Source organism: Achromobacter sp. Marseille-Q0513, assembly GCF_018195695.1.
GTDB lineage: Bacteria > Pseudomonadota > Gammaproteobacteria > Burkholderiales > Burkholderiaceae_B > Achromobacter.
Map to the genome: position 1 here is coordinate 1 of NZ_JAGTJY010000218.1, position 9,112 is coordinate 9,112.

Genomic DNA, 9,112 nt, shown 5'->3' on the forward strand with positions numbered 1-9,112 from the left:
CGCCCGCCCACCGCGTCAAACCGTACCCGGCATTTCCCAAACCGCCATTTTTTATTATTTTGTCGACAAAAAAATCGAACATGGCGATTGCGGCAATTTAATGAAAATGAATATATATGCCGGTGATATTTAGAGAGAATAAAACGGGGTCAACAAAAAAATTCCAAACCTTTCAATAATCCACTTTTCGCCAAATTTAAGACTATATATACTCTGCCCCGCGCGCACTGACAGCACGCAATCTGGTCGGCACTGACGTTGGTCCCTAGCATCTCCATAAAGGAACTCGAATGTTGGAAGACACCACGGCTGTCGCTGCGACAGCGGCCATGCAATTGGGTTTTTTGATTATCAATAAAGCCGATGACCGCGACGCTGAAAACGTCATCTATATCACTTCGGACAGCAGCTATAACCAGGCCACGCTGCAAATCCAGTTAAGTTCGGGTTCCACCACATTGTCGCCGGGCGACATTCCCGACCCGGCCTCGCCCCCGGTTTCCGGCACCACGATTTATGTGGACCTGAGCGCCCTGCAAATGAGCGCCGACACCTGGACCAAGCTGGACTTCAGCGCACCGGACTGGCAATTCCAGAAATTCCCCGGCCAGGGCGTGTTCGGCATGACGCCGCTGCGGCCCATTCCCCTCGCTTCGGGCACCGCCGGCGTGGTCAATGTGGCGATCGACGGCATCACCGTGCCCGCGCCCCTGGCCAGTCCCCAGGTGCAGCTGTACACCGAGTACTACAACGTGCCGGGCGTGGCGGGCTCGTATGGCGCCTTTGCCGTCGCCCTGCAGAACAAGCCCTCGGGCCAGCTGGACCTGTCCACGGTGCTGAGCGTCGCGCTCAGCGCCAACGGCATCGTCAATAGCCCAACCGCCACGCTGACCGCGCGCAACCTCTTCGGCCTGCAGTTCGCCAACCGCCAGCAAACCCAGGTGCTGGCGGGCCCGGACACCGTTTTCACGGTGGGCTTCGTCTATGGCGCGCCCCAGGATCGCTATGGCTTCGGCGCGCTCACCGACGCCGCCAACGGCACCCTGATCCAGGCGACCGCCGGCCAGAACGCGCAGGCCTGGGAGATCACGCAGAACACGCAAGCCCAAAGCCCCTGCTGGACGCTGCAGCCGCCCGATGGCGCGCCCATCGTCGGCCTGGGCCCGCAGTCCATCGTGCAGGTGAACTTCAGCAACGTGGTCACCACCTATCAGCCCGGCGCAACCGCGATGCTGATCGCCTATGCCAATGTGCCCGGCTACCGCGACGGCACCTTCATGCTGATCCTGAACAAGGTCGCGCACGCGCAGATCGGCAGCCTGCAGGTAACGCCCAATCCCGCCGTGTTCTCGAACGGTTCGGCCCAGGTGCAGGTCAGCTGGACCACGAGCGGCGCGCAGAGCCTGACCTTGACCCAGGCCTACGCCATCACGCCCGTGACCGGCAAGACGCAGATCGACGCCACCCTGGACGCGGAATCGACCGCGTTCCTGCTCACGGCAACCGGCGCGGCCGGCACCGTGGAAAACGTCGACCGCCGCACCGTCGACGCCATCGCCCTGCCGGTGGTCAATGCCTTTTCGGCGATGCCGGCCGATATCTATGCGGGCTCGCTGTCGCATGATGCGCGCTTCAACTGGGCGGTGGATTCCAGCGACGGCGTCACCATCACCTCCACCGGCCCGGCGTTCGAAGGCCAGAGCTTTCCGCGCGTCAGCGGCACCACGGTTTCCGTGACGCAGCCGCAGATGGTCAGCCTGGCGCCCACGACGGCGCAGAACCCGTTGAGCCTGACGCGGCGCATCGTGATCAGCGCGTTCGACCCGCAGGCCAGGATCCATGCGCTGAGTTCGCCGCCCACGGTGGTCGCGGCCTCGCCCACCGGCCCCTACCTGCTGGCCGGCGGCGGCACCGTCGCCGGCCTGTCCGTGCTGGACACCATCCAGTATTCCGTCGTCGGCAGCGTGGCCACCAACCGCGTCGCGCAGGCGCTGGTCTTCTCGCCGGATGGCGGCACGGTGGCGGTGTTGAACGCCGACAAGACCGTATCGGTCTTTTCCGCGACGCTCGGCATCGATGGCCTGCCGCAATTCGGCGCGCCGTCGGTCGTGACGCTTCCCGGCGCCGGCCAGGCCATCGCCTACAGTCCGAACGGCCCGCGCCTGTTCATCACGGTGGCCGGCGCCTCCAGCCAGAGCAACGGCCAGTTGGTGTCGCTGCTGGGCGGCGCCAACGGCTTCCAGTTCGAAGCCAGCGTCCCGGTCGGCCTGCAGCCCGCCGGACTGACGCTGGATGCCGCCGGCGCACGCGTGTTCGTGGCCAACCAGGGCGACGACACGCTGTCCATGATCGGCCTGACCAACAGCGGCGCGCCGGGCGGCGTGACCCTGGTGCAGTCGGTGCGCGGCGGCCCCACCGCCCTGGCCGCCGCGCCCGGCGGGCAGCAACTGCTGGTCTCGTGCAAGAGCACGGGCACGGTGGTGGCCATCGATCCCGACCATCCCAATACCGGACAGCGCAAGACGCTGAACGTCGGCTCTGCGCCCGGCGCCATCGGCATCATTCCCAACGGCGCCTACGCTTTCGTCGCCAATGGCGGCGACGGCACGCTGTCGCTGATCGATTGCTGGGGCCTGCCGTCCACTGCCGCGGTGCTGGGCACCGTGGCGGGCGTCGGCGCCGCCCCGGCCGGCCTGGCGGTCTCGCCCGACGGGCAGCAGGTGCTGGTGGCCGCCGCCGGCGGCCTCGGCGTGGTGACGCTGGCCACCTATCAGGCCTCCACGCAGGCGCCGCCCAGCCTGCCCATCCATCCCACCAGCGTCGAGGCCTATGCCAGCGGCACCGCGGTGGCGGCCTGGCACGACGCCTCGCTGCCGGCCACGACGCCCAGCCCCGGCATCCTGGTGTACGGGCTGCAATCCGGACAGACGCGCAGCCTGCTGGCCAACAAGCCCGTGCTGCGTTGCGTCAGCTCGCCCGATCCCCTGGCGCACCTGGCGTTCGCCATCGTCCAGGGCGACCCGACGCTCTACGTCATCGATACGCAGACGCTCGACGTCTCGCCGCTGACCATCTCGGCCGGCGCGGGCGCCGCGCCGGTCGCACTGGCGGTATCCGGCGACGGCAACACCGTCTGGATGGTCTGCGCCGATGCCGCGCATGCCCTGTCGCTGGTGGTATTCCAGGGCGGCGCGGCCGTCAGCGCCATCGGCTGGAAACAGACCCTCCAGGTCGCGCTGTACACCGCCACGTCGGCCCGGCGCATCCTGCTGCGCGCCACGCCCGACGGCGCCTCGCTGTTCCTGGTCAATGTGGACGCCGCCCAGGTCCGCGTGATCCGGGCGCGCGGCGCCAGCTATGTGCTCGACCCCAAGATCATCCAGGGCGACGTCAAGGCCCAGGATCTGGCGGTGTCGCCGGACGGCCGCAGCGTCTGCGTGCTGAACGCCGGCACACAGAACAACACCGTTACCGTCATCGACGCGGCCACGCTGCAATCGCGCATCGCCGCGATCCCGCAGCCCTACGTGAACCTGACCGGCCTGCAATACTCGCCCGACGGCCGCCGGCTGTTCGCCACCGACATCAACGCCGCGGCGCTGCGGGTGCTGGAGCCGGCCTCGCTGCGCATCGTGCAGACGCTGCCGCTGGCCGCCAACCTGGGCCCGGCGCAGGGTGCCAGCGGGCTGTCGGGAGCGCCTGACGGGTCGGCCATCTATACCGCCAACCTGGTCAGCCAGACGCTGGGCGTGATCGAGCAGATCCAGATGGGCGCGACGCCGTCGACGCGCGCGGCCGGCGCCTTCGGTCGAAGCGCCGCCCTGATGTCCAGGCTGGCCGCGCTGGCCCATCTGGAAGGCGGCGTGGGCGATGTCAGCAGCGCGCTGTTCATGCGCCACTCGCTGGGCGAGACGCCGACTTCGCCGGCCACCGGCTGGTCCAGCTCGCCGGACGTGATTCCCTACGGCCTGAACATCGCGCCGGACCTGTCCATCTTCACCACGGACAGCGGCTACGCCACGGACTTCGTGCAGCAGCAGATCGCGCTGAACAATCCCAACTATGTCTACATCCGCGGCCTGAACACCACCAACGCCGCCATCAAGTCGCGCGCCTACTTCTATTACACCAAGGGCAGCATGGCGCTGTGGCCGGCCAACTGGTCCTCGGCCAACGTCACCGTCAATGGCCAGCCGCAGAACTGGCTGGACGTGCCCGCGCCGGTCAAGGGCGGCGACAGCAATGGCGTGGGCGTGGCGCCGCTGCCGCTGATCTGGACGCCGCCCTCGCTGGATCCGGGCTCGGACCACTACTGCGTGATCGCCTGGGTGGACAACAGCGCCAACCCGCAGCCGCCGGATTTCGCGCACTACAGCAAGTTCACCACCTTCGACGACCTGGTGAACTTCATCTCGTCGCATCACAACATGGCCTGGCGCAACACCACGGAAGTGACGGCCATTCCGCCCGACAATTCCTACACCAACGTCATCGCCATGCCCGCCGGCGGCGGCCAGGTGATGCTGTCGGTCACCTTCCCCTATGTGCCGCTGGACGGCTACTTCTCCGTCAACGTACAGGGCACCGGTCCGGACAACTCGGTGTACCAGCCCAAGAGCTCGCTGTCCCAATACCAGGGCGGCTTCACGCCGCGCAACAACCCGCTGGTCTTCACCTCGGAATTCGTCACCAGCATCCAGGTACAGCATTGGCCGGGCGCGACGCCCATGCCGGACAACGCCAAGATCCGCGTGACGATGGGCGTGCAGACCGGCCCGGCGCTGATGCGCGACCTGGAGCGACGCCACGTGCGCATGGGCCGTCCCAGCCCCTTCCGGCGTTGGGGCGGGATACCGGTGTTCATCGTCGGCACCAACACCTACAACCTCAGCTTCGGCGCCCAGAAGACGCCCGCCGCGCGATAAGGACACCCCACCATGCATCTACCAGAATTGCAGGCGCGCGGCGATATCGATCCCACGCGCGCCACGGACAAGCTCACCGGCATCGTCATCCGGCAAAGCCTGGACAAGTCTCCCGGCCCCGGCCTGCCCCAGTCGCCCGACCTGATCGTGACCGGGACGGCCGCCGCCTTCGATGCCGGCCTGTTCTCCGATTCGGACGCCAAGCGCTGGGTGTTCCAGCAACAGCCCACGTTCGGCCAGGCCAACTACCTTTATGTGCGCGGCACCAACTACACCAGCACGGGGCCGCAGACATCGCGCATCTATCTGTATTACGCGCAGAGCGACCAGCTGCTGGACCCGAGCAAGTGGCAGAGCAGCGGCTTCAGCGTCGGCGGCGTCAGCCAGAACTATGTGGGCATCAGCGCGGCCGCCACGTACCAGCTCGTTGCCACCGGCACGCCGGTGCTGTGGACCCCGCCGCAGCCCAGCACGGCGGGCGCCAGCTACGTCCTGATCTCCTGGATCGACAACAGCGCCGCGCCCCGGCCTCCAACGCTACCGGCGACGCCGTTCGCCAATGCCGCCGCGCTGGCGGCCTATCTGCAGGCCAATGCGCAGATCGCGATCGCCGACACGCAGTTCCGGGGCGCGTTCCTGCGGCAGGCCCCCAGCCAGGGATCGAGCCAGGGCGGCGCCGGCGCGCAGACCAGCCCCGACCTCATCGTCGCCGGCGTCAACGCCACGCAGGACGCCAGCGCCTACACCGGCCAACCGTCATACGGCTCGACCACGCTGAACAACCAGGCCGCCGCCGACCGGCGCAACTTCGTCTATGTGCGCGCCATCAACACGCGGCCGGGCGCGGGCCGCTCGCGCGTCTACCTGTACTGGACCAGCACCGCCGCCCCCTCGCCCGCCAACTGGCAGGCCACCAATTTCAGCTACGCGGGGCAAGTGCGCAACTGGGTCGACCTGAGCTACACGCAGGCCGGCCAGATCGCCGTTTCCACCATACCGCTGGTCTGGACGCCACCGGCCCAGCCCAGCGGCCAGTCCTGGATCCTGGCGGCCTACGTCGACAATTCCAGCGCGCCGCAAGCGCCGGACCTGTCGGTATTCAGCTATTTCACGACCAAGGCCGTGACGGGCTTCCTGGCGCAGCAGCCGCAACTCGCCTGGCTGGCCGTCGGCGCCGCCACCGCGCCGGCCATCAGCATGAGCATGGAAGAGGCGATCAACGTGTCGGCGGCGGGCAACTGCTACGTGGGCGTGCAGCTGCGCAACATTCCCACGGACGGCACCGTCAGCCTGTCGATACCCGGCGCGGATGCCGCCTCGACCGTGGTCGCGCCCGCCATGACGGTGCCCGCCAGCGGCGCGGCCGTGGTCTGGCCGGTCACCTACCCGGCTGGCCTGGCCACCAGCGCGGTGCTGACCTACACCCAGGGCGCCACGGCGCCGCCGGCGCAGGCCAGCTTCAGCATCGTGCTGCTGGAGGAACCCGGCATAGGCGCCAAGGTTTCCCCGGTCCGCTGAGCCGGCGCGCCCCCCCGCGCGCGTCCTGCGCCCCGGCGCGGGACGCGCATGCGTTCCCCGCGACGCGTCCCGCGCGCCGCGCCCGTCCCGTTCATGGAAGGTCAGCCTCATGGCCAGCTTGAGAGTGCTTTCGTGGAATCTGCGCACGTTCGGATCGCATGAAACCATACCGTCCGACGATCTGGCCACCATGGCGGACATCATCGTCGGCAGCCAGGCCGACATCATCTGCATCCAGGAATTGATGATCGGCAATGGCATCGCCAGCAAGATCGGCATGCCCATCTCGGACACGTCGAAGGCCGTCGTGCAGAGACTTTGCACCAAGCTGCATGAACTCGACACGAATGCCGGCTGGCAAGCCGAGGTTTCGGGTGCAAACGCCGGCAAGGCGCCAAAGCGCAAAAGTCAACGCGACGCCTACGCGTTTTTCTACAAGGCTTCCCCCGCCAAGTCCAAGCGCGCCCATGCCGAACCGCCGGACGCCATTGTCATGGTGGGAGACCCCGTCATCCTGCGCAAGCCCGGGGAAGACAACTTTCCCGGCCGGCGGCCCGGCATGCTCACCGTCAACGTAAAAGCCGGCACCGACACCGTGCTTGTCAATCTGGTTTCCTATCACGCGCGCACGCCCTGCGACCAGTTTTCCAAGACCAATGGCTCCGGCTACGGCATCAACCAGCTGGCGACCCTGGCGGAAGTCGGCGGCGGACTCTGGTACGGCACGGGACGTCAATGGCTATACAAGGAGAGCAAATATCCGCTGCCCGAAGTCGACACGCTGGTGCTGGGCGACTTCAACTATTCCATGGATATCAAGCAGGCGCCGGACACCTACAAGAGCCTGCTCAGGAACTACCAGACCAACATCAGCACGCCCGAGTTCGTGCAGTACACCACCTATTCGCCGAAAGGCAGCGAGCCATTGCGGCTGGTCAGCGCCTACGACAACATCTTCAGCCTGTGCAAGCACGGCAAGTTCATGCCCTCGCTGACATGGAAGACCTGCGGCGTCATCGACTTCATCCTGGAGCGCGCGAAAACGCTGGGACCGGCCATGTGCTTCTCGCCGCCGGACTCCGATGCCGCCGAGCAGTGGTACGAAGTGCATCGGACGATGTACAAGCGGCAGCATGCCGTCACCGGCATCAGCGACCATCTGCCGGTATGGGCGGAATTCACGATCAAGGGCGCCGGATCCGGCAAGGGCTCCGATCAGGTGCTGCCCACCAGCGGCGCCAACAACAACTGCCTGTTCCATGCCATCCACGGGGTATTGCAAGGCGGCATCTACGTGGACGCCAACGCCCCCGCCAAGCGCAATGCAATGACGACGGAATTGCAGGGCTACAAGACCGAGGAAGAGATGCCGAACACACCGGGCATCCGCGCCGCGATCCTGTCCTCCATGATCAACCAGTTCAGCGGCCAGCCGACGGAATCGCTGATGCTTAACCGCCTGCTGGCCGATGACACCGATCCCTTCAAGACCAAGGGGTTCAAGGCGCTGTACGCCCGCTACGTCGCCAGCATTGCCGGCGGGCGCATGCTGTACGTGCATGAAGCGGAGCTGTACGCGTTGATGAACGATTTCACCGTGGTGCTGCGCTATCCGGTGGGCGGCGCCTATCAGAGCATGACGTTCAACCCCGGCCAGGCCACCACCTACAACATCTTCCACCAGGCGCTGCACTACTCGCGCTGGCAAGCCGCGTAACGGCCGGAGCCGCAGACATGGACGTCAACACCCTGGTAGCGACGCTGCGCGGCGCGCTGGACGCGCGGAACAACCTGCCGTTCAACGCCGCGCTGATCGAATGCCCCGCCCTGGACCCGCTGCTGCGCATCGGCTTTCCCGATGGCACGGTGCCGTTTGGCGCGGCCGTTGTCGCGCCCAGCGCCGACGGCAAGCGCGCCACGGTCAACGGCACGGTGAGCTACGGCACGGCGGCCTGCGTCGCCGCGCTGGCCTTGACGCCGGACGGCGACGGCATCGACCTGCTGCTCACGCTGACTCCGGCCGCGCCCTGGACCCTGGCGCAGCTTTATCCCAATGTGCTGATCCCCGGCTATGCCGGCCTGCGCTTCACCGGCGGCGGCATCGTGCTGTGCTCGACTCCCTACCGCGATGCCGGCCAGGGCATCGACCTGCCGCCGGGCATGAACATGCTGGCCGTTCTGGACATCGCCGCCGGCTATCCCGCCCTGGCGGCCCTGCTGGGCGCCCCGCCGCGCGCCGTGACCGGTCCCGTCAGCGATGGCCAGACGCCGCTGATGACGCTGGCAAGCACGCCGGCGTCCGTCGCGCTGGGACCGATCAGTCTCACGGACCTGGCGCTGACCTACGACTTCGGCAATATCGCGCCCACCGGCCAGCCCGTCATTTCGGTCATCGAGGCCGGCATACGGGCGCAAATCGCGGTCGGGCCGTCCATCAAGGCAACGGCGCAGGCCAGCCTGCCCTCGAACGGCTCGCAAGTCCTGTTCACGGCCGCATTCACCGGCGCCAGTCTCAAGGACTTCGCCGATCTGGCGGCCTACATCGGCCACGTCGATCCACTGAGCTGCCTGCCCGACCCCGTGCGACAGGCGGTTTCCAAGGCCGCCTCCGCCCTGCAGCTCACCGGCCTGTCCTTCACGATGGACACCTCCAGCGCCCAGGTGCTGTC

General features: G+C 67.1%; 4 protein-coding genes. All 4 read left to right on the top strand.

Annotation, left to right across the window (positions count from 1 at the left end; translation table 11 throughout):
• The first annotated feature begins 344 nt into the window (after positions 1 to 344).
• Entirely contained in the window at positions 345 to 4,925 is a 4,581-nt protein-coding gene (locus tag KDH83_RS27305; RefSeq protein ID WP_212321475.1) for a hypothetical protein, read from the top strand.
• A gap of 12 nt (positions 4,926 to 4,937) precedes the next feature.
• Complete coding sequence (locus KDH83_RS27310; RefSeq protein ID WP_212321477.1) at positions 4,938 to 6,443, top strand: hypothetical protein; 1,506 nt, start codon at positions 4,938 to 4,940, stop codon at positions 6,441 to 6,443.
• Positions 6,444 to 6,552: 109 nt separating this feature from the next.
• Positions 6,553 to 8,160 (top strand): hypothetical protein, encoded by a 1,608-nt coding sequence (locus KDH83_RS27315; protein WP_212321479.1) that lies wholly within the window; start codon positions 6,553 to 6,555, stop codon positions 8,158 to 8,160.
• Between the two features lie 17 nt (positions 8,161 to 8,177).
• On the top strand, positions 8,178 to 9,112 hold a 935-nt coding region (locus tag KDH83_RS27320), incomplete at its 3' end, for a hypothetical protein (RefSeq protein WP_212321480.1).

Excerpts from the sequence above, each read along its gene's own strand:
- KDH83_RS27315 (WP_212321479.1), top strand. The coding sequence starts at position 6,553 with ATGGCCAGCTTGAGAGTGCTTTCGTGGAATCTGCGCACGTTCGGATCG.
- KDH83_RS27310 (WP_212321477.1), top strand. The coding sequence starts at position 4,938 with ATGCATCTACCAGAATTGCAGGCGCGCGGCGATATCGATCCCACGCGC.